At 62.8% G+C, this 25,516-nt stretch carries 22 protein-coding genes; 15 read left to right on the top strand and 7 right to left on the bottom strand.

Features of this window, described 5'->3' with window-relative positions:
• Window positions 1–46: 46 nt before the first annotated feature.
• Window positions 47–943, top strand: coding sequence for a LysR substrate-binding domain-containing protein (locus FA94_RS34235; protein WP_035560190.1), 897 nt, complete (start codon window positions 47–49; stop codon window positions 941–943).
• Here FA94_RS34235 and FA94_RS34240 read toward each other — a convergent pair.
• Complete coding sequence (locus FA94_RS34240; RefSeq protein ID WP_035560192.1) at window positions 930–1,817, bottom strand: LysR substrate-binding domain-containing protein; 888 nt, start codon at window positions 1,815–1,817, stop codon at window positions 930–932. The two genes, FA94_RS34235 and FA94_RS34240, sit on opposite strands and share 14 nt — an antisense overlap.
• 239 nt (window positions 1,818–2,056) lie before the next feature.
• On the opposite strand from FA94_RS34240, the gene FA94_RS34245 reads away from it, so the two are divergent.
• The 12 genes from FA94_RS34245 to FA94_RS34300 all read left to right on the top strand — a co-directional run bounded on the left by FA94_RS34245 (window position 2,057) and on the right by FA94_RS34300 (window position 18,043).
• Complete coding sequence (locus FA94_RS34245) at window positions 2,057–3,013, top strand: amidohydrolase family protein (RefSeq protein ID WP_035560195.1); 957 nt, start codon at window positions 2,057–2,059, stop codon at window positions 3,011–3,013.
• The gene (locus tag FA94_RS34250) at window positions 3,013–3,939 is read left to right on the top strand and encodes an amidohydrolase family protein (RefSeq protein WP_012428924.1); all 927 of its coding nucleotides are present in this window, start codon (window positions 3,013–3,015) and stop codon (window positions 3,937–3,939) included. The genes FA94_RS34245 and FA94_RS34250 overlap by 1 nt, the downstream gene beginning before the upstream one ends.
• Window positions 3,940–4,055: 116 nt before the next feature.
• Window positions 4,056–5,450: a UbiD family decarboxylase gene (locus tag FA94_RS34255; protein WP_035560199.1), complete on the top strand. Its 1,395-nt coding sequence runs from the start codon at window positions 4,056–4,058 to the stop codon at window positions 5,448–5,450.
• Window positions 5,447–6,055, top strand: a complete 609-nt coding sequence (locus tag FA94_RS34260) for a UbiX family flavin prenyltransferase (protein WP_051981073.1) — start codon at window positions 5,447–5,449, stop codon at window positions 6,053–6,055. The genes FA94_RS34255 and FA94_RS34260 overlap by 4 nt, the downstream gene beginning before the upstream one ends.
• A 40-nt stretch (window positions 6,056–6,095) precedes the next feature.
• Window positions 6,096–7,172: a CobW family GTP-binding protein gene (locus FA94_RS34265; RefSeq protein WP_035560202.1), complete on the top strand. Its 1,077-nt coding sequence runs from the start codon at window positions 6,096–6,098 to the stop codon at window positions 7,170–7,172.
• 115 nt (window positions 7,173–7,287) lie between these two features.
• Window positions 7,288–8,628, top strand: a complete 1,341-nt coding sequence (locus tag FA94_RS34270) for a nucleobase:cation symporter-2 family protein (protein WP_035560204.1) — start codon at window positions 7,288–7,290, stop codon at window positions 8,626–8,628.
• Between the two features lie 95 nt (window positions 8,629–8,723).
• Window positions 8,724–10,103 carry an isoxanthopterin deaminase gene (locus tag FA94_RS34275; protein ID WP_494471397.1) on the top strand — a complete coding sequence of 460 codons (1,380 nt, stop codon included), beginning with the start codon at window positions 8,724–8,726 and terminating at the stop codon, window positions 10,101–10,103.
• A gap of 537 nt (window positions 10,104–10,640) precedes the next feature.
• Window positions 10,641–11,423, top strand: a complete 783-nt coding sequence (locus FA94_RS34280) for a DUF3050 domain-containing protein (protein ID WP_035560210.1) — start codon at window positions 10,641–10,643, stop codon at window positions 11,421–11,423.
• 84 nt (window positions 11,424–11,507) lie between these two features.
• The gene (locus tag FA94_RS34285) at window positions 11,508–12,434 is read left to right on the top strand and encodes a diiron oxygenase (protein WP_035563951.1); all 927 of its coding nucleotides are present in this window, start codon (window positions 11,508–11,510) and stop codon (window positions 12,432–12,434) included.
• A gap of 10 nt (window positions 12,435–12,444) precedes the next feature.
• Window positions 12,445–16,095 (top strand): amino acid adenylation domain-containing protein, encoded by a 3,651-nt coding sequence (locus tag FA94_RS34290; protein WP_035560213.1) that lies wholly within the window; start codon window positions 12,445–12,447, stop codon window positions 16,093–16,095.
• A 67-nt stretch (window positions 16,096–16,162) separates the two neighbouring features.
• Entirely contained in the window at window positions 16,163–16,651 is a 489-nt protein-coding gene (locus FA94_RS34295; RefSeq protein WP_035560216.1) for an SRPBCC family protein, read from the top strand.
• Window positions 16,652–16,843: 192 nt separating this feature from the next.
• Window positions 16,844–18,043, top strand: a complete 1,200-nt coding sequence (locus FA94_RS34300; protein WP_035560220.1) for an aminotransferase-like domain-containing protein — start codon at window positions 16,844–16,846, stop codon at window positions 18,041–18,043.
• Window positions 18,044–18,078: 35 nt separating this feature from the next.
• Here FA94_RS34300 and FA94_RS34305 read toward each other — a convergent pair whose 3' ends face one another.
• From FA94_RS34305 to FA94_RS34315, 3 genes are all read right to left on the bottom strand, one after another.
• Window positions 18,079–18,510 carry a PPC domain-containing DNA-binding protein gene (locus FA94_RS34305; RefSeq protein ID WP_035560223.1) on the bottom strand — a complete coding sequence of 144 codons (432 nt, stop codon included), beginning with the start codon at window positions 18,508–18,510 and terminating at the stop codon, window positions 18,079–18,081.
• On the bottom strand, window positions 18,507–19,031 hold the full coding sequence (locus tag FA94_RS34310) for a hypothetical protein (protein WP_051981075.1): 525 nt from the start codon (window positions 19,029–19,031) through the stop codon (window positions 18,507–18,509). Before FA94_RS34310 ends, FA94_RS34305 begins: the two co-directional genes overlap by 4 nt.
• Before the next feature lie 171 nt (window positions 19,032–19,202).
• On the bottom strand, window positions 19,203–20,102 hold the full coding sequence (locus tag FA94_RS34315; RefSeq protein ID WP_035560226.1) for a LysR family transcriptional regulator: 900 nt from the start codon (window positions 20,100–20,102) through the stop codon (window positions 19,203–19,205).
• 197 nt (window positions 20,103–20,299) lie between these two features.
• Here FA94_RS34315 and FA94_RS34320 point away from each other — a divergent pair, with 197 nt between their 5' ends.
• Window positions 20,300–21,439 carry a sigma-54-dependent Fis family transcriptional regulator gene (locus tag FA94_RS34320; protein WP_035560229.1) on the top strand — a complete coding sequence of 380 codons (1,140 nt, stop codon included), beginning with the start codon at window positions 20,300–20,302 and terminating at the stop codon, window positions 21,437–21,439.
• Window positions 21,440–21,649: 210 nt separating this feature from the next.
• Here the strand turns inward: FA94_RS34320 and FA94_RS34325 are convergent, their stop codons facing one another.
• The gene (locus FA94_RS34325) at window positions 21,650–22,585 is read right to left on the bottom strand and encodes an ATP-binding protein (RefSeq protein ID WP_051981077.1); all 936 of its coding nucleotides are present in this window, start codon (window positions 22,583–22,585) and stop codon (window positions 21,650–21,652) included.
• A 9-nt stretch (window positions 22,586–22,594) separates the two neighbouring features.
• The gene (locus tag FA94_RS34330) at window positions 22,595–23,500 is read right to left on the bottom strand and encodes a DMT family transporter (protein ID WP_035560231.1); all 906 of its coding nucleotides are present in this window, start codon (window positions 23,498–23,500) and stop codon (window positions 22,595–22,597) included.
• Window positions 23,501–23,645: 145 nt separating this feature from the next.
• Here FA94_RS34330 and FA94_RS34335 point away from each other — a divergent pair, with 145 nt between their 5' ends.
• Window positions 23,646–24,458, top strand: coding sequence for an AraC family transcriptional regulator (locus FA94_RS34335; protein ID WP_176060507.1), 813 nt, complete (start codon window positions 23,646–23,648; stop codon window positions 24,456–24,458).
• Window positions 24,459–24,522: 64 nt separating this feature from the next.
• Here FA94_RS34335 and FA94_RS34340 read toward each other — a convergent pair whose 3' ends face one another.
• A complete protein-coding gene (locus FA94_RS34340) occupies window positions 24,523–25,512 on the bottom strand; it encodes an aldo/keto reductase (protein WP_035560234.1) in 990 nt (329 codons plus the stop codon).
• Window positions 25,513–25,516 lie beyond the last annotated feature (4 nt).

The raw sequence follows: 25,516 nt of genomic DNA on the forward strand, positions 1-25,516 counted from the left end.
CGCCAGCGACGATTTCTTCCATCACCCGTAAGTCCGGCTAACACCCATGTTGAAGCGCTACCCGTCCCTTCAGTCGATGCAGGCGTTCCTGCAGGCCGCCCGCGTCGGCAGTTTTTCGAGCGCGGCGCGGCAGTTGTCGCTCACGCACAGCGCGATCAGCCAGCAGATCCGCACGCTCGAAGAGTTCGTGGGCCAGCCGCTGTTCGTGCGCGAAAGCGGCCGCGTGGTGTTGACCGACGCGGGTGTGCTGTTCGCGAACCAGCTGGCGGATGGCTTCGAGCAGATCGACCGGGCGTTGTCGTCGGTCAAGGAGCGCACGGTCAAGCAGTCGATCACACTCGACGTCGACCCCGAACTCGCGCAAAGCTGGCTGGTCGCGCGTTTGCCCGCCTTGCTCGGCACGCTGAGCGGCACGTCGTTGACGGTGCTGTCCACACCGCGTCACGAACGCAGCGCATTCGAGCGCGTGGATATCGCGCTGCGGTACGGGTATGGAGAATGGGACGGTTTCGAAAACGCGCTGATCTGCACCGACCGGTTGACGGCGGTCGGCTCGCCTGCGTTGCTGCCGGCGTGCAGCCTCGACACGCCGCTCACGCCCGAGCAATTGCTGGAGTTGCCGTTGCTCGGCTACACGAAACGCTCATGGATTCCCTGGCTCGCCGCGGCCGGCATGCCCGCTGTCGAGCCGGATGCGGTCGCCGTCTTCGATAACGCCGCCGGTTTGATCGCGGCGGCCAGCGCCGGTGTGGGCGCGGGTCTCGCGCGCGGCCTGCTCGCCGCCGACGCGATCCGCAACGGCACGCTGATCGAACTCACGCAGGTGGAAATTCCGACGCACTACAACCTGTACGCCGTCTGGCCACGCGACAAAGCAGAGCGGGTCGCGCCGTTGATCGACGCGATACGCGAACTGGTCGCGCAAACGGTCAGCTCACGCTAGCCGCCACCTCCCGCACCGTCTCAAGAAACAACGCCAGCACCGGCGACGGCGCCTCGGCGCGATACCGCGCATGCAGCGACACTTCCGGACGCGGCGCGGCCACCGGCACGAACACCACGCCACCAGTGGACAATTGCCGCGTCGACGAAGGCAGCAACGCCACGCCGAGCCCTTCGCGCACGAGGCACAACAGCGTATGCACCTCGACCACCTCCTGTTCGATTTGCGGCGTAAACCCTGCTTCGACGCAGCAGTCCTGTAAGAAGCGCGCAAGCTGCGACTGCCGCAACCCGAACGACACGAAGCGCTCCGCCTCCAACTCGCGCAACGCCAGTTCGTCACGCGCGGCGAGCCGATGCCCCAATGGCAATGCCACCACGGCCGTCTCGCGCATCACCACCTCGCTGCGAATCTCCGCGTCCTCATGCGAGACGCGGAAGAAACACACATCGAGACGCCGCTCCTTCAGCGCGAGAATCTGCGCGGCCGGCGTCATCTCGTGCAACGTCCATTGCACTTGCGGATGCTTCTCCGCGAAAACCCGCAGCGCGCGCGGAATCGGTTCGACCATCGCTGAACTGATGATGCCGATCTCGAGACTGCCCACTTCGCCACGCCCCGCGCAACGCGTCAGATCGATCGCGCGTTCGAACTGCGCGAAGATCAACGGCACCTGCTCCTTAAGTGTTTTCCCTGCATCGGTGAGTTCAACACGGTGCTGCGAACGCGTAAATAACGCGGTGCCCATCTCCTCTTCGAGGATGCGAATCTGCTGACTGAGAGGTGGCTGCGAAATGTGCAGGCGTGCGGCTGCCCGGCCGAAATGCAGTTCGTCGGCAAGCACCGCGAAGTAACGCAACAGCCGGATGTCCATATCGCAAACGTATCAAGATCGTGGTTAAAAAATATTGTACAGAGCGTTTTTCTCTTGTGAGACTGCATCGCAAGCAGCAGTGCACATCAGTGTGACACTCGATGCCGGCGAGGGGAAGGCGCACAAAAATGCGCCTTGCAAAGGGCCGCATGGGTCAGCCCAATGGGCTGAGTCCATCGATGCGCCTGCCCGCGATCCGGCAACTGGATACACCAGTTCCTCTCAAGGAGATCGAGTACATGATCATCGACACCAGCTGTTATCCGACCAACCTGGTCGACCTCGCGTGGCGCCATGACGGCGAGCCATTTTCCGGCGAGCGTCTGATCGAGGTGATGGACGGGCCGTACTTCATCAACGGCAAACCTCGTCGCATCGACAAGGCGTTTATTCAACCGCCGCAAGGCAACACCATTTATACGTGGACCGATGGCGAACGCTCGGGCCGCGAGTCGATAGACGACTACATGGCGTACACCGTGGAAATGGTTCAGAAGTACCCGGACCGTTTGATCGGCTGCTTCGTCTACAACCCGCGTTGCGGTCCCGAGAACGGCGCGGAAGCGATCGAGTTCTACGCGAAAGAACACGGCTTCAAGATGGTGCAGTTGCAGGCCAACATGCATGCGTACCGCCCCGACCGCGCGCTCGACTGGCTGCGCCCCGCGCTGCGTAAGTGCGCGGATCTCGGCCTGCTGGTGAAGCTGCACACCGGCGACGGTCCGTACAGCATTCCGAGCGAGTGGTATCCGCTGATTCGCGAATTCCCGTCGGTGAATTTCATCATGGCGCACTTCGGCGTGCAGACGGGCGGCGTGTATTGCTTCGAGCCGTATCAGATGGCGCTCGATACGCCGAACGTGTATTGCGAATCGAGCTGGTGCCTGCAATCGCGGATCGTCGAATTCGCGAAAGTACTGCCTACGCACAAGATTCTCTACGGTTCCGACACGCCGCCGAATGAGCCGGGCATGTGGTTGCGCCTGCTCGAAGTGTTGTGTCACGAACCGCCGCAAGGCCTCAACCTCGACGAAGACACGCTTGAGGATTACCTCGGCAACAACCTCGCCCGCATGATCGGACTTGAACCGAGCGCGCCGCCGCGAAGCGTCGAGGAAGCGCAAGCCTATCTGAAACAACATGCCGGCGCCGCGAAGCAATACGCCGGCCAGGCCGACTACGCAGGAGCCCGCTGATGATCATCGATACCCATCTGCACCCCACCAATCTCGTGGACGAAGCCTGGCGCCATACCGGCGAGCCGTTCACCGGCGAACGCCTGCTGAAGATGATGGACGGTCCTTACATCATCAACGGCAAGCCGCGCCGTATCGACATGGGTTTCATTCAGCCGCCGCCGGGCAACACCGGCTACCGCGACGGCAATCGGCGCGGCCGCGAAGGCATTCGCGACTACATGTCGTATATCGCCGAACTCACGCAGAAGTACCCCGATCGTTTTATCGGCAACTTCACGTACAACCCGCGTTGGGGTCCGGAAAACGGCGCCGCCGAACTCGAATTCCACGTGAAGGAGTACGGCTTCAAAATGCTCAAGCTGCACGCGAACATGCACGGCTACCGGCCGGATCGCGCGCTCGACTGGTTGCGTCCGGCTATGAAGAAATGCGCGGAGCTCGGCGTGGTGGTGCTGATTCATACCGGCGACGGACCGTACACGATTCCGACGCAGTTCTACCCGATCATCCGCGAATTCCCGATGGTGAATTTCATCATCGGTCACTTCGGGATTCAGACCGGCGGCAACTATTCGTTCGAAGCCTTCTGGATGGCGATGGATACGCCGAACGTGTATTGCGAATCCGGCTGGTGCTACCAGTCGCGCATCGTCGAATTCGCACGCGAGTTGCCGCGCAACAAGATCGTGTTCGGTACGGACTCGCCGCCTAATGAGCCGGGCATGTGGCTGCGCGAACTGGAAATGCTGTGCGGTCCCGCGCCGCAAGGCATGAATCTGGATGAAGACGGTCTCGAAGACTACATGGGCAACAACATCGCCCGTCTGGTCGGCATCGAACCGACCAAGCCGCCGAAGGATCTCGCCGAAGCGGAAAAACGTTTGAAAGCCACGTATGTGAACGACGTCACGCAGCCCGCTTAAGGCTCGTCGGCGTCGCGAGGCGGGCGCGATTTTCACCGCTCCTGCCTCGCACACGGTGTCCTCTTTCGTTTTCGTTATCGCTCAAGTTTTAGCTTTCGCTTTGGACGGAGTTCACTATGGCGGATAACCTCTTCCGCGCCACGCAGGATTTCCATCGCTTTGCGCTTGCGTATCGCGAGCACTATCCCGACGATGTATTGACGCTCACGCAGCCGCTTTCAGCCGATCAGGACGTGACGGCCGTCGTCGCGGAACTTGCGACACGTGGACAACATCCGATGCTGGTCTGCGACCACGTCGATGGAATTTCCACAACCCTCGTCACCAATTTCTTTGCCTCACGCACACGCATTGCGCGGCTCTTCGATATCGACGCATCCGGTTTGTTCGATGCGTATCAGCAGCGTGCCAATGCGCCGATTGCACCCGTATATGTTTCCAGTGGTCCCGTTCTCGATCAGGTCATAGAAGGCGACGCCGTCGATCTCGCGCAGTTGCCGATGATCCGTCACTTCGACACCGACCGCGGCCCGTACATCACCAACGCGGTGATCGTCGCCGAAGACCCGATCACCGGCGTCGCCAATCTCAGCTATCACCGCTCGATGCGGCACGCGCGCAATGCACTCGCCACCAGCCTGCATTCGCGTGGCCACCTCTGGCGCATGTTGCAAACCGCCAAAGCACGCGGCGACACGTTGAAGGTCGCGATGGTGATCGGCGCGCATCCGTTGTTCATGCTGGCCGCCGCCGCGCGCGTTCCGTTCGGCACGGATGAGCGCGCCATTGCAGGCGCTCTGTTCGGCGCACCGCTGGAGCTGGTGCGCACGCCGCGCTATGGCATTGGCGTGCCTGCATCGGCCGAGTTCGTGCTGGAAGGCACGATCGATCCCGACGCGCATGCCGAAGAAGGCCCGTTCGGCGAATTCACCGGCTATTCGTCGGATCGCTCGACCAACAATGTGTTGCGCGTCGACACGATGATGAGACGCAACGACGCGTGGCTCGTCGACGTAGTCGGCGGTCCCTACGCCGAGCATCTAACGCTGGCCCGCCTGCCCCGCGAAGCAGAGATGAGCGAAAAGCTGAAGGCGCGCTTTCCGTCCGTCACCGCGCTGCACTACCCGAACTCGGGCACGCACTTTCACTGCTACGTGGCACTGAATCAGACACGCGACGGCGAAGCGCGTCAGATCATGCTCGCGCTGCTCGGCTGGGACCCGTACCTGAAGAACGTCGTCGCGGTGGACAGCGATATCGACATCACCAACGACTCGCAGGTGCTGTGGGCCATCGCGACGCACTTCCAGCCGCACCAGGACGTGTTTATCGTCGACGGCTTGCCGGGCAGTCCGCTCGATCCTTCATCGTCGGCGGCGGGCACGACGTCGCGCATGGGGATCGACGCAACGCGCGGCTCGCAGTTCGACGGCATCCGCGCGCAGATCAGCGAACACGCGGCGCAACGCGCCGTAGACATCCTGGCTCGCGCCGCCGGAGCACAACGATGAGCACGCGGCGGCTGGTAGTCGGCATTAGCGGCGCGTCCGGGTTTATCTACGGCGTGCGTCTACTGCAATTGCTGCGTGAGCTCGATATCGAAACGCATCTGACGGTCTCACGCAGCGCGTTACTCACGATGACGCACGAAACCGACTACAAGCTCGCCGACGTGAGCGCACTCGCCAGCGCCACCTATCGTTGCGACGACATGGCCGCGGCCATGTCCAGCGGCTCATTCCGCTCGATGGGCATGATCGTCGCGCCGTGTTCGATGAAGACGCTCGCCGAAATCGCCAGCGGCATGTCATCGACACTGATTTCACGCGCCGCCGACGTCACGTTGAAGGAACGTCGACCGCTCGTGCTGCTGGCGCGCGAAACGCCGTACACGCTGGCCCATCTGCGCAACATGACTGGCGTCACCGAAATGGGCGCGATCGTCGCGCCACCCGTACCGGCGTTTTACGCGCGCCCGGCTTCGCTCGACCAGATGATCGACCACACGCTAGGCCGTATGCTGGATCTGTTCGGTCTCGAAGCGGGCACCGTCAAACGCTGGCGAGAAGTTGAAACACCCGCAGTCGCACCCGCACCCGCACCGAAACCCGCCTGATAGCCGAACCGCAGCACGAACGACGACACGGAGAAGAGTCATGAATCACATTCACACCACCCACAACGACATCGAGAAAATCCCCGTCACGGTGCTGACCGGCTTTCTCGGCGCCGGCAAGACCACGCTGCTCAACTACATCCTGCGCGAAAAGCACGGCCGCAAGATCGCAGTGATCGAAAACGAGTTCGGCGAGATCGGGATAGACGGTGGCCTCGTGCTCGAATCGACCGAAGAGATCTACGAAATGACCAATGGTTGCGTGTGCTGCGTCGGCGCGGTGCGCGAGGATCTGGTGCGGATCGTGCGGATGCTGGTGGAAAGGCCGGACCGGCTCGATCACATCATCGTCGAAACGAGCGGGCTTGCCGATCCGTATCCCGTGGCACAGACCTTCTTTCTCGACGATCCGATTGCGAAGCAGGTGACGTTGGACGCCGTCGTCACGATGGTCGACGCGAAGCATATCGCCGCGCATCTGGACGATCTGGTGCTGGACGGCAGCGACAACCAGGCGGTCGATCAGATCGTGTGCGCGGATCGGATCGTGATCAACAAGGTGGATCTGGTCGGCCCCGACGATATTGCGTCGCTAACGCAGCGCATTCGCGGACTCAACGCGACGGCGGAGATCGTCGAATCGAGCTACGCGCAAATCGATCTGGACAGGATTCTCGGCGTGGGCGCGAACGAGTTCTCGCAGATTCTGGTCGAGTCCGACGGTTTGCATGAAGACGAGCACGCGCACGACACGCATCAGGCGCACGCAGACCACCACGAACACGAACATGCCGACCACCAGCACGACGAAAGCGTCTCCTCGGTCGGCATCGAAGTCGACGCCGACATCGACCTCGACGCGCTGCAAACCTGGCTCGCCGAACTGCGCGACGCCGACGCCGCCAACCTGTTCCGGATGAAAGGCATTCTCGCCGTGCAAGGCCAGTCGCACCGCTATGTGCTGCAGGGCGTGCACAACGTCATCGAACTGCGCGCGGCGCAAGTGTGGGGCAGCGAACCACGCTCATGCCGCATCGTATTCATCGGCCGCGATCTCGATCGCGCCGCGCTGACCGACCGCTTCCACGCCTGTCTTGCCGTGCCGGTTGCGGCCTGACGGGAGATCCGACCGACGCGTGAACCACGACTGCACGGCCAGCGCCGTGCGGCATGACCTCGCGCGCCGATCGACAACCACAATCGCAGCATCCCTCTTGCATGGGAGACACGCCATGAACACCGCCCTACACCCCGTCGATCGAATCCTGCCGAAGCGCCAGATGATCACGCTGGGTTTGCAGCACATGCTGGTGGCTTATATCGGCGCTATTGCGGTGCCGCTAATCGTTGCGTCGGCCTTGAAGATGTCGCCGGCCGACACGACCGTGCTGATCAGCACGGCCCTGTTTTGCTCGGGCATCTCGACGATCCTGCAAACTGTCGGCTTCTGGAAGTTCGGCGTGCGTCTGCCGATTCTGCAAGGCGTCGCGTTCAGCAGCGTCGGCCCGGTGATCGCGATCGGCACGAGTCCCGGCGTCGGCTTTGCCGGCGTATGCGGCGCGGTGATCGGCGCGGGTCTCTTCACGATGTTCGCCGCGCCATTGGTCGGACGCTTACGACGATTTTTCCCGCCCGTGGTGACGGGCTGCATCGTAACCGTGATCGGCTTGCAGTTATTCCCTGTCGCGTATCAATGGGCGGGCGGCGGCGAGGCCGCGCAGCAGCAGTTCGGCGCGTTGCCCTTTCTCAGCGTCACGCTGTTCGTCGCGATCGTGATTCTCGGAATCAACCGCTTCGCCGGACCGTTCCTGCGCAATCTGTCGGTGCTGATCGGCTTGATCGCGGGCGGCATTCTGGCTTGTTCGCTCGGCATGGGCAACTTCGCGAGCGTAGGCGCCGCGCCGTGGTTCACGATGCCGCTGCCGTTCCACTTCGGCACGCCCGTGTTCTCGCTGGTCCCCGTGCTGACGATGATCGTTGTCATGGTCGTACAGATGGTCGAATCGATGGGCCTGTTCGTCGCGATCGGCGATATCGTCGATAAGGAAGTCAGCGAGGACGACGTCGTGCGAGGCATGCGCGCCAACGGTCTGGCGAGCGCGATTGCGGGCATGTTCGCGGCGTTTCCGTTCATCGCGTTCATGGAGAACGTCGGGCTCGTCATTCTGACGGGCGTACGCAGCCGTTGGGTGGTGGCGATCAGCGGTCTGCTGATGTGCGTGGTGGCGCTGGTGCCGAAGATCGGCGCGGTGGTGGCCTCGACGCCGTCGGCAGCGCTCGGCGGCGCCGGCATCGCGATGTTCGGCGTGGTGGTCGCAGCCGGCGTGCAGACGCTGGCGAAGGTGGACTTCGAGCGCAATCGCTACAACGTGCTGATCGTCGGTTTCACGATCGCCACGGCGCTGATTCCGGTCATGGCGCCGCAGGTTTTCAAACACATGCCCGACTGGACGCAACCGTTTCTGCATAGCGGCGTGGTACTGGCGTGCCTCGTCTCCGTCGTGCTGAACGCGGTGCTCAACGGCGCGCATGAAGAAGAAGTCGTGCCCGCCCACAACATGGTTCGCGAATAGACGGTCGACCTCCGCGCGGCGCTCGTACGGGTTTCATGCGCGGCAAAACGCGCGCGGCCGCTTCGCGGTAACTGAAAGGACATTGAATCATGAGCATGCAAACTGAAGCGTTGCTGATCAAGAACCCTGTCGCCGTGATGAGCGGCATGAACGGAGACCGCGCGCGTTTAGGCCAGGTCGATCTGCGAATCCGCAACGGCCGGATCGAGACCATCGCGGCGAATCTCACTCCTCGCGCCGACGAACGCGTGATCGACGCACGGTCCTGCGTCGTCTATCCGGGCTGGGTGAATACCCACCACCATCTGTTCCAGAACCTGCTGAAGGCGGTGCCGTCCGGCATCAATGCGGATTTGCAGGAATGGCTTGCCGCCGTGCCGTACCCACGCCTCGCGCGCTTCACGCCGGATCTGGCGCGCGTCGCCGCGCGTCTCGGCATGGCCGAACTGCTGCTCTCCGGCGTGACGACCTGCGCCGATCACCACTACCTCTATCACGCGGAAGGCAGCACCGAAACCGGCGATCTGCTGTTCGACGAAGCGGCGTCGTTCGGCATGCGCTTCGTGTTGTGCCGCGGTGGCGCTTTGCAGGCGGCAGGCGATCACCCCGGTTTTTCCAAGCTCGCGCTCAAACCGGAAACGCTCGATCAGATGTTGGCCGACATCGAGCGTTTGAAGGCGCGCTATCACGATGCGGGCGATGCTTCGATGCGCCGCGTCGTCGTCGCGCCCACCACGCCGACGTTCTCCCTGCCCCCCGAGTTGCTGCCGGAAGTCGCGCGGGCGGCTCGTCGGATGGGCCTGAGGTTGCATACGCATCTATCGGAGACGACCCGCTATGTCGACTTCTGCAAGGAGCGCTTCAACAAGCTACCGGTCGAGTTCGTCGCCGATCACGAATGGCTCGGCCCCGATGTGTGGTTCGCGCATCTGGTGCATCTGCAGCCCAGCGAGATCGCCCTGCTCGCGGAAACCGGCAGCGGTTGCTCGCATTGTCCGGTCAGCAATGCGCGACTCGGCAGCGGTATCGCCCCCGCGCCGCAAATGGCCGCTGCCGGCGTGCCGATGTCGCTGGCCGTGGACGGCGTGGCGTCGAACGAATCCGGCAGCATGACCAACGAAGCGCATTTCGCGTGGCTCGTTCATCGCGCGGCCCAGGGCGCGGCGGCCACCACGGTCGAAGAAACGATTCATTGGGGCAGCGCGGGCGGTGCGGGCGTGCTCGGTCTCGACGCGGTCGGTACGCTCGAAGTGGGCAAGGCGGCGGACTTCGTGCTCTACGACGTGAGGGATCTGCGCTTCAACGGTTTTCACGATCTGGCGGTGGCGCCCGTGACGGCGGGCGAACCGGCGCGTGTGCGCTACAACGTGGTGAACGGCCGCGTGGTGGTGGACAACGGCGTGATTCCGGGCCTCGATCTCGACGCGCTTCGCCATGAAGCCGGCGAGGGTGTGAAGCGGCTACTAGCCGATTGAGGAGCGCGCCGAGATCCGCGTACGACACAGTGACGACCGTCTTATGAATTGACCCAATAGCGGTCGAATAAAAAATCGACATTCCCAGATATTGATCCGACCATCCGGACGGTAAATTATTTAAATAATTCCCATCCAGATATAATCAACACGCATAAATTATAAAAATCACCTCGAAGGGGGTGATTTTTATAAATCCAATACGCATCAGTCTTCCAAAAAAATTACCCCAAAGTCTCTTCCTGAATGCCTTTATGGCCTAAATTCATGCCATAAGCATAGAAATAAAAAGATCTCTCTATTTTCCCAATCTGCAAATTACAAATCCGCCACGCATATCTCCGCGACACGTGTTTAAAACACACGACACCTGAAATACCACCTGTTCACAAAAATCCCCGGTTTTAAACAAAAAACCTTATTAAATGCACTCTCACGATTGGCATTGAATTTGCATTATTGATTCCGCGACGACGGTTGCCCCCCGCTGTCGTATTTCCTTATCGATACCTGAGAAACATACTGAGGACGACTATCGTGAACAGCATTGAGAAACTCGAAGCGCAGCTCGAAAAACAACATGCGGCGCTCGCCCATCACCCCATCTTTCACTCGATCGAAACCCTTCAGGGTCTGCGCACCTTCATGGAGTGGCACGTGTTCGCCGTATGGGATTTCATGTCGCTCGTCAAACGTCTGCAGGCCGATCTGACGACCATCACGCTGCCGTGGATCGCTCCTCGCAATGCGAACGCCGCACGGCTGATCAACGAGATCGTGCTCGGCGAGGAATGCGACGAAACGCCGAAGGGCCACATGAGCCACTTCGACCTGTATCTGCACGCCATGCGCGATGTTGGCGCGAGCACCGAGCGCATCGACCGGATGATCGGCTTGCTGTCAAAGGGCGCCAGCGTTCATAGCGCGCTCAGCACTGTCGAAGCCCCCGCGCCGGTGATCCGCTTCGTCAGCTCGACCTTCGCGACCTGCTATGAAGGCGCGACGCATCAAGTGCTCGGCAACTTTTTCTACGGTCGCGAAAACGCGATTCCCGACATGTTCCGCACGCTGCTCGCCGGCTGGAAGATCGAGCGCGCCAGCGTGCCGCTGCTGAGTTACTACCTCGACCGTCACATCGAAGTGGATTCGGGAGAACACGGCCCGGCCGCGCGCGCAATGATCGCCGAGGGCGCCGGCGGAGACGAACGCAAGTTGCGCGAAGCGCTCGAAGCGGGCGTTGCCGCGATCGACGAAAGGCTGCGCCTATGGGACGGGCTGCACGCGCATCTGATCGCCCAGAAAGACGCGATCGCTGCCTGAGTTCCGGCGCCGGCGCCCAAGGCGGCAGTACGACTGCCGGGCGTCCGCGTCTTCCGGTTCAAATACTCTTCTGAGGCAATGGCCATGATGTCACTCCAGAGTTACGTCAGTCACGCGGATCAGTGGGAACAGCGCGCGACGATCCGCTCGCGTCCCCGGCGCATCGTCGAAGACGACGCGCTCAGTTACTACCCGATCGAACGTCAGCCGCTCTACGCGCACCCCACCATCGTCGACGCGGGTTCGCGTGTGCAGGACTACATCCTGTTGCAGAGCTTCTACAAGTACATCAACGACGTGATCATCTTCGAAACGGAGATCGTCAACCGGACCGCGCTCGCAATCGCCAAGAGCCGCTTTCCGTTCGACTTCCCGTTTGCATGCAAGAGCGATGCGATGTCGGTGGTGATCGACGAGCACTATCACGCGTACGTCGCGATGGACTATCTCGACCAGGTCGAGCGCAACACGGGCATCGCGCCAATCGAGCAGAACAAGGAGATCGAGTTGTCGCGTGCGATTCCGCGAGCGATCGCCTACGTGCCGGCTGAGTATGCCGCCGGTATGGAATTGCTGGCGGTCGCGATATCGGAGAACACCGTGACCGCCGAGGTCGCGGCGTTCTCGCGCGACGCCACGCTCAAGCGCTCGGTCAAAGGCGTGATGGCCGATCACCTTGCCGACGAAGGCCGTCATTCGGTGTTCTGGATCAACCTCGTCAAGCTCTACTGGTCGCAGATCGGCGAGCCGGCGCGGATCGCGCTCGGCCTCGGCCTGCCGTACTTCCTCAAGGAGTACCTGACCAACGAGTTGCAGCTCGAATTCGACCGCCGTCTGATCGCTTCACTCGATCTGCCGCAGGCGAGCCGCGAGCAGATCGCGAACGACATGGTCGGCGCTTATCCGATCACCAGTACGCATCCGATGATCGTCAATATCCGCAAGTTTCTGAAGATGGCGGGATTGCTGGAACACGAACCCACGTGCGCGGCAATTGCCGCGTACCTGTGAGGAGCGGTGCATGAGAACCTTAACTTTTGCCGTCAGCGGCAATAACCGGCTCGGCGCAAATCTGCTTGCGCTGTTGCACGACGTCGGCCACATGGTGCAGGCGGCCGACACGCAGCCGGGTCCGTTGCTCGACATGGCGCAGGTGCTCGGCATCGCGGAACCCGGGACGGCCCACGCGGCCGCCGCGCCGCTCGCGGTCGAATGGCGGGTGCGCTGCGGTACAGCCGAGCGTGCCGGCGACGCGCGCTATCACGCCGGCCGCACGCTCGAATTTCACGCGACGTCCACGACGTTGCCGCCCGCGACGGTATCGATCGAATGGCGCTCGCAGGACCGCGCTGGCGCCGTTCGGCAAATCGCCGGCCGTGCGATCGAACTGACGCCGACGCTGTGCGGCGCGGACATGGTCGCCGAAATCGAAGCAACGGCCGAAGAGCTGTTCGCTGAAATCGTCAGCCTCCTTGGACGCGATGCGTTGAACGAAAACGTACTGCCGACCTTAGCCGCCGCGGACCAGGGCGGTGCACTCACGCTCGACCTTCGTGCGTTGGCGGGCTGGCATGCGACCAACCAGACCGCACGGCCATTCGAGCTCGATCCGTCGCTGCCGGAAATGGTGTCGCGCACCGCACGCGCCACGCCGGAGGCGATTGCGCTACACGATGAACACGGTACGGTCACTTACCGCACGTTCGTCGGCGCGGCAATGAAGCTGGCCGGTCAACTGGCAGCCGGGGCGCCGGCGCCCGGGGTCCTTGCGGCAGAGGCGGAGCCCATCCCGCGCGTGATTGCGGTGCGACTGCGCAAATCGTCGCTGTTGTACGTTGCGATACTCGGTGCGATCGGCTCGGGCGCGGCGTACCTGCCGCTCGATCCGTCGTTCCCGGCGGAGCGGGTGCGGTTGATTCTGGAGCAATCGCACGCGGATTGCCTGATCACCGACGACACGTTCGACGCCGCCGCGCTGCACGGTCTGCCGGTGAGCATCGTGCGCCTCACGCAACTCGATGCGGCGGGCGTCGATATTCAGCGCGCCGCATGGCCCGTCGAAGCGGATCCCGACCGTCTGCGCCGCTGCGCGATCACGATCTTCACATCGGGTTCGACCGGCGTGCCGAAGGGCGTGATGCTCACGCATCGCAACATCGTGCACTTCTGCCACTGGTACCGCGATTACATCGAGTTGAACGCCGCTTCGCGCGTGCTGCAGTTCTGCACGGTTGCGTTCGACGTGTCGCTGCTCGACATCTTCCCGACCTTCCTCGCGGGCTCGACGCTGGTGATTCCGACTGAAGAGCAGCGTCACGCCCTCGACGATCTGAGCCGCCTGATCGCCGAGCGGCGTCTCACGCATGCATTCCTGCCACCCGCCCTGCTGGCCGTCATGCCACCCGCCGACTGGCCCGATCTGAAGCATCTGCTGACTGGCGGCGACATCTGCTTTCCGGAGACCATTGCGCGGTTTGGCGCGACGCGTCAGTTCCACAACATCTTCGGCCCGGCGGAATGCACGGTGCTGGTCACGATCGCGCGGCTGCAAGCCAGCGACAACAACCGCATGATCGGTCGCCCGACCGCGAATGTCCGCTGCTACGTGCTCGACGAAAGCGGTCATCCGGTGCGCACCGGCGAAGCAGGCGAGCTGTGCGTGGCGGGCGCGGGCGTTGCCGACGGTTACCTGCGCCGCGCCGATCTGAGCCGCGAGCGCTTCGTGCCGAATCCGTACGCGAGCGCCGACGGCGTGTGGCCGAACGCGCACAACGAAACGCTGTACCGCTCCGGCGACATCGTGCAATGGGACAAGCAGGGCGCACTGCATTTCATCGGCCGGCGCGATGCGCAAGTGAAGATCCGCGGCTTTCGGGTTGAACTCGGCGAAATCGAAAACGCCGCGCTCGCCACGAATCTATTCAGCCAGTGCGCGTGCGTCGTCGACGAACGCAAACGGATTCGCATCTTCGTCAGCAAACCGCGCGACGAAACCGTCACGGCCGACGCCTTGCGTGCCGCGCTCGCCGTTAAATTGCCCGACTACATGCTGCCGCACGAAGCGATTGAGCTCGACGCGCTGCCGGCCACCAACAACGGCAAGATCGACCGCGGCGCGCTCGCGCAGATTCCGTCGCAACGCGCCGCTGCGGCAGCGCGCGACGGCGAACCCGCGAACCCGACCGAGCGTCAGTTGCGCGCGTTGTGGGCCACGCTGCTCGATCTCGACGAACCGGAAATCGGCCGTCACGATTCGTTCTTCGATCTCGGCGGTCACTCGCTGCTGGTGTCGCGCCTGATGCTCGCCGTCAAGCGGCAGATGGCCGGCAATGCGCCGCTTGCGCGCTTCATGGAACGGCCGACCATCGAAGCGCTGGCGTCGCTGCTCACCGACCGTGATCGCAAGAAGGGCGACCGGATTCCGCCGCGCGTGTTCGCCGACATGCGTCTGCCAGACGAGATCCGGCCGCTCGACGGCTTACGGCCCGATCCGCGCAACCTGGCCAATGTGCTGCTGACCGGCGCGAACGGTTTTCTCGGCAGCTTCATCGCCGCCGAACTGATCGAGCAAACCGATGCGACTGTGTGGTGCCTGATTCGTGCGAAGAACGACGAAGAGGGTCGCGCGCGCCTCGACACGGCGTTCCGCACGAACGGCCTGCCCGCGCTCGCCGGTCATCCACGCCTGAAGGTCGTCACCGGAGACCTTGCCGAAGACCGCCTTGGTTTGTCGAAGGACACCTGGCAGCAACTCGCCGAGCGTATCGACGCGATCTATCACAACGGCGCGCACGTCAATCACGTGTACGACTACCCGTTCCTGTATCGCGCGAATGTGGCTTCGACGCTCGAGTTGCTACGGCTCGCGTGCGAGCGGCGCAACAAGTCGCTGCATTTCGTCTCGACGCTGTCGGCGGCGAGCGCGACCGACAGCGACGGCAAGCTGATCGAAGACGGTCCGTCGCTCGACGCGCCCGCGTTCGTCAACAACGGCTACAACGTGACGAAATGGGTTTCCGAGCATCTGGTCTGGGAGGCGGCGCAACGCGGCATCGACGCGACGATTCTACGGCCCGGCAACATTACAGGCGTCGCGCGCAGTGGGCTGTGCCTGCCGGATCGCAACCGCGTGCTGCTGCTCGTGAAGGGCTCGCTGCAACTCGGCTTCGCACCGGCCGGCGACACTGCGTTCGATTTCAGCCCCGTCGATTTCCTCGCCCGCGCGATCGTGCTTTGCAGCATCGATCCGCAGCGCGAACAGCGAGCCTTTCACTTCCAGAACCCACAACCGCTGACGTGGGAAGGCTACCTCGGCACGTTGTCGCGCCTCGGCTACCTGCTCGCGCTCGAAGATCCCGCCGTATGGCGCGACCGCCTGATGTCGATCGACGAATCCAATGCGCTGTTCGACGTGGTGGCGTTCTACCTCGACGACTCGCAGGAGGACATCGGCGATATGGCACGGATCGAACACCACGTCACCGCCACCACGCTGGACCGGCTCGGCCTCGCGTATCCGGAGAAAGACGCGGCGTTGCTCGATGCGCATTTCGGCTATCTGGTGACGAGCGGCTTCCTGCCCGTGCCGCCGCCGGCTTCTGCATCGGCTTCAACGAAAAGGAAGCTCGCCGACGTACAGATTGCGTCGAACGATGCCGCGCAATCGGCCTGACCCTTGCACTGCCCCCGCTTTATCCCGGCTTCACCCAGGCGTCACCCCAACCCTCAAGGAGAGCATCATGCAGCAGAAAGTACGGATCGAACTGCGCCCCGACACGTTGATCCACAACCTCGGCACAACCGTCCATGCCGGAATCGCCGAACTCAACGCACCGGCTCGCAAGGTGTGGGAAACGGTCGGTCGCTTCGACGGCTATAACCGCTTCGTCACCGGCCTCGAGCGTATCGAAATGACCGGTACGGCGACTGGACTGCGCTCGTTGCGCAACAAGTTCTTCGCCGGCGGCGATCTGGTGGTCGAGCAACTCAATTCGCGCGATGACCAGAACATGACGATGACGTGGACGCTGATCTACACCACGTTCGACATCGGCAACATGTGGGCGTCGATGCAAGTCGTGCCGCGCGGCGATAACGCCTGCACCGCCACCTACCGGATCGCCGGCGAAGCACGCTCAGGCGACCCGAAGGATCAGCCCGCGTTCGACAAGTTCGCGGTCGACTTCCTGAAGATGGCGATGGACAACCTGCGCGCGATGTTCAACTAGGCGCGAGCGCTGCGGTAAGCGGTGAAGCGACCGCGCAGCCGCAGCCGCACTACGCCCTCGCAGCGGCGCCGCAAGCCTGCTGCGAGGGCGCGTCAACCTGCCGGATCAGCGTTTCGGGGCCACCGCGAAACGAACGGCCATGGCGCCGCCGGCTTGCCCTGCCCACTCATCATCGATCTCGAGCCCGAAGCCATGGATAGACACATTCCGCCTGTCGGCCGCTGGAAACTGGCGAGACGTGCACAGCAGATGACGCATTCCGCGCTCAGGGAGTTGCTCAAGGTGACCGAGCGCGCCGATATGATTTCATTCGCCGGCGGCCTGCCGTCACCCGATGCGCTGCCGCTCGCGCGCATTGTCGAAGTCACGCAGCGCATTCTCAGCACCGACGCAATCGGCACACTGCAATACGGCCCGTCGGAAGGCTACACACCGCTGCGTGAAGCGATCGCCGAGCGCTTCACGCGCAACGGTTCGCCGGTGCGAGCGTCACAAGTGCTGATCACCACCGGTTCGCAGCAAGCGCTGGATCTGGTGGCGCGCGTGCTGATCGACCAGGGTAGCCGCGTGCTGGTCGAAACACCCACCTATCTCGGTGCGGTGCAGGCGTTCTCGCAATACGAGCCGAACTTCGAACAACTGGCGAGCGACGCGGACGGTTTGATTCCCGAGTTGTTGTCGCCGGCTCAATTGCGCGGCGCGTGCCTGTTGTACACGCAACCGAATTTTCAGAATCCGACGGGACGGCGGCTGCCGCTCGAACGGCGCCGGCAACTTGCACGCCTGTCGCTCGAAACGGGTTTGCTCGTGGTCGAAGATGATCCGTACGGCGAGCTGGTCTACGAAGGCGGTCCACTGCCGTCGATTCATTCAATGGCGCCCGACGCGGTCGTCTATCTCGGTTCGTTTTCAAAGATCCTGGCGCCGGGTTTGCGCGTAGGCTACCTGATCGCACCGGAAGAACTGATGGTCAAACTCGTGCAGGCGAAACAGGCAAGCGACCTGCACACCGCCGGGCTCACCCAACGGATCGCGCACCAGGTCTTCACCGAGGGCTTTCTCGAGCCGCATCTGCACGCATTGCAGGCCCGTTATCGCGAGCAATGCGCGGTGATGCTGGAGAGCCTCGGGATGCACATGCCGCCGGGCGTGACATGGAGCCGGCCCGAAGGCGGCATGTTCCTGTGGGTCACGCTACCGTCGCAGCTGAGCGCCTTCGACCTGTTCGAAGCGGCGATGCAGGCCGGCGTCGCGTTCGTGCCGGGCGCCGCGTTCTATGCGGCCGAGCCGCAGCACAATACGTTGCGGCTGTCGTTCACCACTGCGACGACGGCGCAGATTCGCTGCGGTGTCGAAACGTTGGGACGCATCGTGGCGGCGCGTCTGTCGTAACGCATGGCGGGTGGCTATTCACCGCCCGCCATTGCCTAGACGGTTGTGTCCGCGATCCACTCCTGGAACGTCACCTCCACGGTGATGAACGACAGATTCATGCCGCGCACCACGCGCCCGGCAAACACCTGGCTATCGGTGCCCGACAGGATGGCGGTGAGCTCCGTCGTACCCATGTCGTCTCGCCCCAGCGCGGCGCCCGCGACTTCGCCGAACAACCCGACGATCTCGACGCCCGGCCCCTTCACGATCTGCGTGGCCAGCGAAGCGCCCGTACCGCTGGCCAGATGCCCGTCGATCAAACTGCCGACCGCACTGCGCACCACCGCGCGGCCAATGCCGTATTGCGAACACAAGCGTTCGAGCGATTCGACGATGTCCTCGTTCGGCTTCAGGCGCGCAATCACGGTGCGTCCGTAACTGCCTGTTTCAAGCTTGACCTCGGATGAGTTGGATAGCGAAGTCATGCCGCATCCTCCGCCGTCGGGCCAAATAGTGTGTAGCGGGTTTCCTCGTCGATGTACTGCGTAAAACCGCCATGCGAAAACGCGCAGAGCCGGAGCACCAGCGGTTCTCTACCCACTTCGAGGCGATCGAGGATCACGTGGCCGCCGTGCAGGCGTTTGTCTCCGCCGACGAACGCGCCGTGACAATGCAGCGCGACGCAGCCCGCACGGTCCTTACCGATCGTTACCGCGCCGTGCAGCAACGCGACTTCGTCGTTCTCCATGGTAGGGCTGCCGTAGATGTAGGGCCGCTCGCCCTGCGCCGCCTTGATGACGACGTGGTACTGCAACGCGCGCGCCGTGCCGCTGCAGATGCGGCCAGTCGCGCCGCAGAAACCGTGGCGCATCATCAGGTCGCGCAGCACCGTGCCGGCGTTTCGTCCGCTGGGTATTTCAACGCGCAATTCGCGCGGCTCCCGCACTACCGTGGCCAACACCCGCGGGTAAGCGGCTGCGCCCGGATGGCGGAAAGCTTCTGTCATTGACGTCATAGGAAGTGTAGGTAATTACGACATCCCTATTTAGCAACTTCAATGCCATTGGCGCGCAATGCTTGAGACGCGAAGCACGGCAAGCCTCCGCGTGCATTACGCCGCGGTCGCATGCGAGACATCTGTCGCGTGCTATGCGACAGGTGTAGTGAGAAGTCACCTCTAACCGGCAGGCCTGGTACCGGCCAACCCCATTTGCGCGGCGATATCGACAAAGCGCGCAACACACGGATTCAAGGTATCGGGACTCCATACCAGCGCGACGTCAACATAAGGCGCGTGCAGCAGCGGCATGAACTTGACGTTATCCGCATGGGTGCTGCGCATCGAGCTATGCACGAGCGCCACGCCGAGCCGCTGCGCGACGAGATTGACAATGGTCTGCTGGAAATTGGTTTCGAGCCGGACACGTGGCGTAAACCCGGAACGCCGGCAGTGCTCGACAATCGTGTTGTAGATGAAGGGCGATGCCGCATGCGGCGAGATGATGAACCATTCGTCGCGCAACTCGGCGATCGAAATCGCCGCGCGCGTGGCGAGCCGGTGTCCTTCGGGCAGCACAGCGACCAGTTGCTCGCTGAAGATCGTGCGAGTCTCCAGCTCGACCGCCGAATCAGACGGATACATGATGCCAACGTCGGCCTTGCCGGCGCGAATTTCGGCCACCAGCAAAGTGGGGATGCTCTCGCTGAGTTTCAGTTCGACGCGCGGAAAGGCCGACGCATAAGCACGTGTCAGCACCGGCACGATGCTATACGCGGCGGCGAACATGAAACCCGCCATCAGCGTGCCCTCTTCGCCGAGGTCGGCGGCGCGTGCATGGCTGCGCGCCTGGTCGACGGTGGCCATCACCATCTTGGCATCACGATAGAAACGCAGTCCCGCTGCCGAGAGCCGCACGCTGCGGCGCGTGCGATCCAGCAGCACGACGCCGAGTTCCGCTTCGAGCAATGCAATCTGACGCGACAGCGGCGGCTGCGAAATATGAAGCAGCGCGGCAGCGCGTCTGAAGTGCAGGGTCTCCGCGAGCACAACGAAATAGCGTATTTGCCTCAGTTCCATGCCTGGCTGCCCCAAGTCTGCGAATAGGAATCCGACTGATACCTAACCGGTATCAGTCGTCGCATCATAATGTATTGGAGACTATTAATGAATCACACTATGCTTGGTTTCGGAGACAAACCGTTGGCAGCCTAGTGCGATTCGCCGGGTCACAAGCCGGGCCGACCCTGCCAACCAGATAGATAAAGAGAGATGCCATGACCGCCCACGACCCGTTGGACCGCGCCCGTGCAGACTCATCTCGCTCATCGGGGCTGCCTCTTGGCCGACTATGTGGCGATGATCCTACGATGCTGGCTACGCTATCGCGCGCCCGCCTGCTAATCGACCGACAACTTCCCATTCTGATTCTCGGAGAAACCGGCACCGGCAAGGAGTATCTCGCCCGTGCACTGCACAGCTACAGTAATCGCCGGCAGGCGGCGATGGTGTCGGTGAATTGCGGGTCGATTCCTGAAAACCTGATCGAGAGCGAACTGTTCGGCTATACCCGCGGCGCATTCTCCGGCGCGCTATCGACGGGAATGAAGGGCAAGGTTGCGCTCGCGCATCGCGGCACGCTGTTCCTCGACGAAATCGGCGATATGCCCGCCGCGCAGCAGACCCGCTTGCTACGCGTGCTATCGGAGCGCGAAGTGACGCCGATTGGCTCGGCCGAGCCTATCGCAGTCGATTTGCAATTGATCTGCGCAACGCATCAAAACATCGAGTCACATGTCGAAGCAGGAACGTTCCGCGAAGACCTCTACTACCGGATCGCCGTCGGGATCGTTCATCTGCCGCCGGTGCGCGAACGGCACGACCGCGCGTGGTTGCTGCAATCGATTTTGGAAGGCGAAGCGCCGGGCATGACACTCGAGGCCAACGTGGACCGTGAGGCGCGCGAGATTCTTTTGCATAGCCGCTGGCCTGGCAACCTGCGCCAGATGCGCACGGCAATCCAGTATGCATGCGCGGTAAAGAGCGGCGACCTGATACGCGCGGGCGATCTACCGGCGAACGTGCAGTCGGGTAAAGGCATAACGGTTCGCACCGGTCTGCGTTCGACGCTTCATGCAGCCTTGCATGCAGCACCTCACCCGTACGCTGCGTCGCATGATGCCAGGCCCGGCGCGTCCTACGCTGCAAGTCATGCCGAAGCGCAGCGCCTACCGGTCGCGCCGCCGAGCGAACGCGACAACATTCTGCGAGCACTGTCCGCGAGTCGCTGGAATATTTCGGCGGCTTCGCGCGAACTCGGTATTTGCCGCGCTTCGCTGTATCGCAAGCTCAGGCAGTTTCGCATTCCGCACGTACGCGACGTCGGCTGCGACATGCTCATGGCGGATCACGGTTAACATGATTCGGCATGGACTGCCCCGGTGAATAGCGCGAATGCGGCAAGGGGCATGGGGACGTCCGCGTATTGTCATGGCTTCGCAGACGCCCCTGTCTCATGCCCCCTCTCACAGCCCCCGCTTCAACTACCCCTCGGGCTCTTTCCGCCCGCTCAAACCGGCAGCGTCGCGCTGCGGCGCAGGCACGTACCGCACCGGCGCACGGATTCATCAGCGCGCAACGGTTACGGCCTCACGCTCGGCACAAGCAAGACGCCCGGCATAGTCTTGCGCGAATTGCGTCGCAATGCGGCCCGAGCGCGCACCGCGTGCCAGCGCCCATTGCAACGCCGCTTGCTGCGCGGCCTCGATTTGCCCAGCCGTGAACCCGAGCATGCCGAGCCTTTGCGCCACCACTTCCAGATACTGGTCCTGCGAAAACGCGTAAAACGTCACCCATATGCCGAAGCGCTCCGACAACGAAATCTTCTCTTCCACTGCGTCGCCCGGATGCAACTCGCCGTTCTCCGCGACCGAATAGCCTTCGTTGTCGCGCGCGTCTTCGGCGAGCAGATGGCGGCGGTTCGACGTCGCGTAGATCAGCACGTTGCTCGAATGCCCAGCTACCGAACCGTCAAGTACGGTCTTGAGTCCTTTGTAGCCGGTCTCGCCCGATTCGAACGACAGGTCGTCGCAGAAAATGACGAAACGCTCAGGCCGGCGCCGCACGCGGTCGAGAATCGCCGGCAGGTCGTTGAGCGACTCTTTGCCAACTTCGATCAGCCGCAGCCCTTCCGGTGCGAACGCATGCAAACAGGCTTTCACCAGCGACGACTTGCCGGTGCCGCGCGCACCGGTCAAGAGAACGTTGTTGGCCGGATAGCCCATCACGAACTGACGGGTGTTCTGCCGGATCACGTCAGCCTGGCGCTCGACGTTGCACAGTTCCTCGAACGGAATCAGCGCGGGGTCGGCGACCGCATGCAGTTGCGCGACGCCGAACGGGCCGGCGCCACGCTGCCAGCGAAACGCGATGACATGGCGCCAGTCGGGTTCGTCGTTTGAGGCAGTGCCGAGCGCCGCTTCGGCCAACGCGGCGAGCCGGTCGAGCCGTTTGAAGAGCCCGGCCACGTGCCGTTCGAGCGAATCTTCAGTATCGATATCCATGATGGTGGCTTATTCCTGCACTGCAGCGACTTCCGCCGCGGGCCGTCTGAACATTTGCGCGACGATCACGCCGACGAGCGCAGTGCCGCCGCCGAGCACGTGGTACATATGCAAGGTTTCGCCGAGCATCGCGATGGCGATCAGCGCGGTCGCGATCGGTAACACGTTCATGAACAGCGCGCAGCGATTCGGGCCGAGATGCTTGACGCCCTGCATCCACAGGTAGGGCAGCACCACCGAGGCCAGCACGCCGGCGTACAGGATCAGCGGCACGCTCGCACGCGTGGGCACCGCTTCTGCCGCGGGCAGGCGCAGCAGCATCGGCAGCATGAACAGCAGCGCGAACAGCGCCTGCAGGTAGGTGGATTGCCACGACGGCAGCCCGACATGCCAGCGCTTGAGCAGCACGCCATACAGGGCATACGCGAGCGCAGCGAAAATCATCAGCAGATCGCCGAGATGCGCACCGTTGTTGAGCAGCATGGCGGGATTGCCTTGCGTGATCAGATACACCACGCCGACCAGCGACAGGATGCCGCCGCCCACCATGCCGGTGGTCGGCGCCTCGCCGAGCAGCAGCGTGCTCGCCACCATCGTCATGAGCGGCACCAACGCGGTGATGATCGACATGTTGGTCGCCGTCGTGGTTTTGGCGGCCTCGTAGGAGAGACTCTGGAACAGCGCCATGGCGAGAAAACCGAGCACGGCGAGCTTGGGCAGTTGCGCTACGATCGCGGCGCGGTTGTGCCAGGCCGGCTTCAGCGTGAACAGACTCATCAGCGCGACGGCCAGCAATAGACGGTAGAAGGTGATCGCCGACGGGTCGATGGTATGGGCGGACAGCTTCGACACGATGACGTTGCCGGCCCACAGCAGGATTGCCACAAAAGGAAACAGGAAATACGATCTCTTCATATCGCGCTCTGGCTGACTATCAAAGGGATTCAAGGGGCTTCGAAGTGAACCGAAATCTTGCGCCCGCGCGTAAGGTCTGTCTAACGCCAAAAAGTCTTTACTTGTCGCGAAACGGTCAAATATCCGGTCAATGACAAAACCACGCATGAACGCATGCACTTCCATGCCGGCGGATAGCCGCACCGAAACGCCGACCGCACCCGGCGCGCATGTGCCGTTCGAGAGCACGCCCATGCCGGTATCGGCCATGGCTGCCTGGTATCCGCACGGCACCTTGATTGCGGCGCACCGTCATCGGCGCGCGCAATTGCTGTATGCGATCGAAGGCGTGATGCTGATCGAATCAGCGACCGGCTCGTGGGTCGTGCCGCCCACGCGCGGTGTGTGGCTCGAACCGGGGGTCGACCATTCGGTGCAGATGAGCGGCGACGTGAAGATGCGCACCGTGTTCGTCGAGCCCGGCGCGGCCACGCAGTTGCCGGCTCGCAGTTGCGTCGTCGAAGTTCACACGCTGCTGCGCGAGTTGATACTGGCGGCAATCGACGTGCCGCAGGATTACGCCACCGGTTCGCGCGACGATCATTTGATGCAGTTGTTGCTGGCGGAATTGAACGCTGTGCCGTTGCTACCGCTGTATCTGCCGTGGCCGACCGATCTGCGCTTGCGCAAGGTGTGCAACAGCGTGCTCGCCGCCCCCGACGACAATCGCACCATCGGCGCATGGGCAGGCACGCTGGATGTGTCGGAGAAAACATTTCACCGCTGGTTCCAGCGCGAAACCGGCATTACCTTCGGCCGCTGGCGTCAGAAGGCGCGTCTGCTGCTGGCACTAAAGCGGCTCGCGCATGGCGAGAAAATCATTGCCGTCGCGATGGACCATGGCTATACGAGCCAGAGTGCCTTCGCGGCCATGTTCAAGCGGCATTTCGGCGTGGTGCCGTCCGCGTTTTACGCGTAGTTCCACCTTGGTCTTCAACGCACGCGCGACGCGGGCGGCACGCGATCTCACGCCACCTGAAACCTCAACGGTCTACCATCCGCTCCATTGCGGCCGTATAGCGTGGCCCGACCGTTGCGCCGCGCGGCAGCGCTTCGTCGAGTTGCTTCAACAACGACGGGGCGACACTCAATGCTCCCGCTGCGAGGTTCTGCTCCAGATTCGCCACGCGTCGTGTGCCCGGAATCGGCACGATATCGCCGCCCTGCGCAAGCGACCACGCGAGCGCGAGCTGCGCGGGCGTGCAGCCCGCTTCCACGGCAAGCGCTTTCAGTACGCCGGCGAGCCGCATGTTCGCGTCGAAGTTCTCACCTTGCAAGCGCGGATCCGACGTGCGCCGCGTATCGCCTTCGGGAAACTCCTCCGCCCGCCGCGCGGAGCCGGTAAGAAAGCCACGACCAAGCGGCGCGAAAGGCACGAGCCCGATGCCCAGTTCCCGCAGAGCCGGCAGAATCTGCGCTTCGATATCGCGCTCCCATAGCGAATACTCGCTTTGCAACGCACTCACCGGATGCACCGCGTGCGCGCGGCGAATCGTCCGCGGACCCGCTTCCGACAAACCGAAGTACAGCACCTTACCTTCTTTCACGAGATCGCCGACAGTGCCCGCCACATCCTCGATCGGCACCTCCGGATCGACCCGATGTTGATACAGCAGATCGACGTAGTCGGTGCGCAAGCGGCTCAGGCTCGCGTCGACCACTGCGCGGATATGCTCGGGCCGGCTATCGGTCCCGGCGATCTTGCCGTTGTCGATGCGAAAGCCGAATTTGGTCGCGATCCGGATGCGTTCGCGCCGCCCTCCGAACGCGCGCGCCAGCAGCTTCTCGTTCTCGAATGGGCCGTAAACTTCGGCGGTATCGTAGAAATCGCAGCCGAGTTCGAACGCGCGATGCAGCGTGCGCAGCAATTCGGCGTCGTCCGTGGGACCGTACGCGAAGCTCATGCCCATGCATCCGAGCCCCAGCGCGGACACCTCCAGACCCTGCGATCCCAGCTTGCGGCGTGGCAACATATCG

Origin of the sequence: Burkholderia sp. 9120 (genome assembly GCF_000745015.1) — a bacterium.
In the GTDB taxonomy this organism is placed as follows: Bacteria; Pseudomonadota; Gammaproteobacteria; order Burkholderiales; family Burkholderiaceae; genus Paraburkholderia.

Coding starts and splice junctions, on each gene's coding strand:
- FA94_RS34235 (WP_035560190.1), top strand. CDS start 47: ATGTTGAAGCGCTACCCGTCCCTTCAGTCGATGCAGGCGTTCCTGCAG.
- FA94_RS34240 (WP_035560192.1), bottom strand. CDS start 1,817: ATGGACATCCGGCTGTTGCGTTACTTCGCGGTGCTTGCCGACGAACTG.
- FA94_RS34245 (WP_035560195.1), top strand. CDS start 2,057: ATGATCATCGACACCAGCTGTTATCCGACCAACCTGGTCGACCTCGCG.
- FA94_RS34250 (WP_012428924.1), top strand. CDS start 3,013: ATGATCATCGATACCCATCTGCACCCCACCAATCTCGTGGACGAAGCC.
- FA94_RS34255 (WP_035560199.1), top strand. CDS start 4,056: ATGGCGGATAACCTCTTCCGCGCCACGCAGGATTTCCATCGCTTTGCG.
- FA94_RS34260 (WP_051981073.1), top strand. CDS start 5,447: ATGAGCACGCGGCGGCTGGTAGTCGGCATTAGCGGCGCGTCCGGGTTT.
- FA94_RS34265 (WP_035560202.1), top strand. CDS start 6,096: ATGAATCACATTCACACCACCCACAACGACATCGAGAAAATCCCCGTC.
- FA94_RS34270 (WP_035560204.1), top strand. CDS start 7,288: ATGAACACCGCCCTACACCCCGTCGATCGAATCCTGCCGAAGCGCCAG.
- FA94_RS34275 (WP_494471397.1), top strand. CDS start 8,724: ATGCAAACTGAAGCGTTGCTGATCAAGAACCCTGTCGCCGTGATGAGC.
- FA94_RS34285 (WP_035563951.1), top strand. CDS start 11,508: ATGATGTCACTCCAGAGTTACGTCAGTCACGCGGATCAGTGGGAACAG.
- FA94_RS34290 (WP_035560213.1), top strand. CDS start 12,445: ATGAGAACCTTAACTTTTGCCGTCAGCGGCAATAACCGGCTCGGCGCA.
- FA94_RS34295 (WP_035560216.1), top strand. CDS start 16,163: ATGCAGCAGAAAGTACGGATCGAACTGCGCCCCGACACGTTGATCCAC.
- FA94_RS34300 (WP_035560220.1), top strand. CDS start 16,844: ATGGATAGACACATTCCGCCTGTCGGCCGCTGGAAACTGGCGAGACGT.
- FA94_RS34305 (WP_035560223.1), bottom strand. CDS start 18,510: ATGACTTCGCTATCCAACTCATCCGAGGTCAAGCTTGAAACAGGCAGT.
- FA94_RS34310 (WP_051981075.1), bottom strand. CDS start 19,031: ATGACAGAAGCTTTCCGCCATCCGGGCGCAGCCGCTTACCCGCGGGTG.
- FA94_RS34315 (WP_035560226.1), bottom strand. CDS start 20,102: ATGGAACTGAGGCAAATACGCTATTTCGTTGTGCTCGCGGAGACCCTG.
- FA94_RS34320 (WP_035560229.1), top strand. CDS start 20,300: ATGACCGCCCACGACCCGTTGGACCGCGCCCGTGCAGACTCATCTCGC.
- FA94_RS34325 (WP_051981077.1), bottom strand. CDS start 22,585: ATGGATATCGATACTGAAGATTCGCTCGAACGGCACGTGGCCGGGCTC.
- FA94_RS34330 (WP_035560231.1), bottom strand. CDS start 23,500: ATGAAGAGATCGTATTTCCTGTTTCCTTTTGTGGCAATCCTGCTGTGG.
- FA94_RS34335 (WP_176060507.1), top strand. CDS start 23,646: ATGAACGCATGCACTTCCATGCCGGCGGATAGCCGCACCGAAACGCCG.
- FA94_RS34340 (WP_035560234.1), bottom strand. CDS start 25,512: ATGTTGCCACGCCGCAAGCTGGGATCGCAGGGTCTGGAGGTGTCCGCG.